The 1818-nt window shown below is 39.8% G+C and carries 2 protein-coding genes; both read right to left on the minus strand.

The genetic code is table 11. The annotated features are described in order from the left end of the window. On the minus strand, positions 1-1615 hold a 1615-nt coding region (locus tag AC220I_RS21990), incomplete at its 3' end, for a heavy metal translocating P-type ATPase (protein ID WP_486726010.1). An 11-nt stretch (positions 1616-1626) separates the two neighbouring features. Continuing rightward, a partial coding sequence (locus AC220I_RS21995; RefSeq protein WP_486726011.1) for an ArsR/SmtB family transcription factor occupies positions 1627-1818 on the minus strand: 192 nt, incomplete at its 5' end.

Genomic DNA, 1818 nt, shown 5'->3' on the forward strand with positions numbered 1-1818 from the left:
CCTTATGGCTATCTGATTTTAACATGTCCTCCAAAACAATTGCACCTGCATACTGTGAGTTTTTAAAGAGGTAGACAATCGTACCGCTTTGGTTGATTGTAGGCACAGATAAATTGAAGAGGTCAGCAAGTGCAGTGTTACCTGCGAGGTATGTGTTGCCAAGATGCTCAACCTTAATGCCCTTTCCGCTGATTTCTTCAACGACATCACCGTTTACAACCTTGAGTTCCGAAAGATCATGCTTGGATTCAAGATACTTAATAATTGATTTTGCGATCGGATGATTGGAATGTCTTTCACAAAGATATGCAGCTTCAATGAAGACCGACTCAGAGCTCTTCTCATCTATAACGGCTTTACTAACTTCGAAATGCCCCTTGGTCAAGGTTCCAGTTTTGTCAAAGACAAAGGTGTCAATTTGGCTTAATGCTTCAAGATAATTGCTGCCCTTTACTAGGATACCATTTTTGGAGGCAGCACCAATCCCACTAAAGAAGCCAAGTGGTACTGAGAGTACAAGTGCACAAGGACATGAAATTACTAGGAAGATCAAACTTCTATAAAGCCAATCTTCAAATACAGCACCGCTAATTAAGAGTGGTGGCACAATGGCGATAACCGCGGCGATGCCAACGACAATCGGTGTATAAACGCGCGCAAATTTTGTAATGAAATGTTCTGTTTTTGCCTTTTGACCACTTGCGTTTTCAACAAGATCCAGTATCCTAGCAACGGTGGAATCCTTGTATAAACGGGTCACTTTGATTTTGATAACGGCATTCATAACCACGGTGCCACTTAAAATGGCATCTCCCACACCGTAAGACATGGGCATTGATTCTCCAGTAAGTGCTGAAGTGTCAATCATGCTTCGACCCTCAACGATTGTACCATCTAGAGGAATACGCATGCCAGGCTTGACCAAGATAATGTCATCAACAGAAACCTCTTCAGGCGCTACAATTTTTTGAGTGTTGTCTTTAACAATAATGGCTTGATCTGGTCTAATATTAATTAAGGATTTGATTGCATTTCTTGAATGATTAACGGCGAGGTCTTCGAAAAATTCTCCAATCTCATAGAAAATCATTACGGCCACAGCCTCAGGATACTCGCCAATGGCAATGGCACCAAAGGTAGCAATTGACATTAAAAAGTTTTCATCGAAAACTTGACCCTTGAGAATGTTTCTGAAGGATTTGTAGAGTACATGGTAGCCTGAAATAACATAGGCAGCGCCAAGCAAGGTCAATTTTACAGGAAACACAGGTGTGAATAAGGCTATGAAGAATAAGGATAGACTGATACCCAATCGCCAAAGTTCCTTACGAGTATGTGCTTTATGGTCCTCGGTTAAAGTTTGATTACTGGTATTTGAACCAAGGACAACCTTAACATCTGGCTCTAACTCATTTACGATTCGTCGGATTTCTTCAATTTTAGATGTGGTTTCTATTTCTGAAATACTTTTTTCATCATATTCAAATTGGAGTTTAGACTGGGAAAAATCTAAAATGACTTTTTCAAGCCCACTTATGTTTTTAGCTCGAGTTTCAATTTTAGCCGCACAATTGGCGCATCCTAAACCTTCTAGATACAAATTAACTTTTGTCATGGAATCACCTCTTATTTATGAACGACATGATCTATGCCTTGAGTAAGAATCATCAAAACATGATCATCGTCTAATGAATAATAAACAACTTTGCCATCTTTTCTATTCTTGACCAATCCAGCCTGTTTAAGGACGCGTAATTGGTGTGAAATAGCGGATTGTGTCATATCAAGCGCTACAGATATATCACAGACGCAAAGTTC

Source organism: Fusibacter sp., from assembly GCF_057447755.1.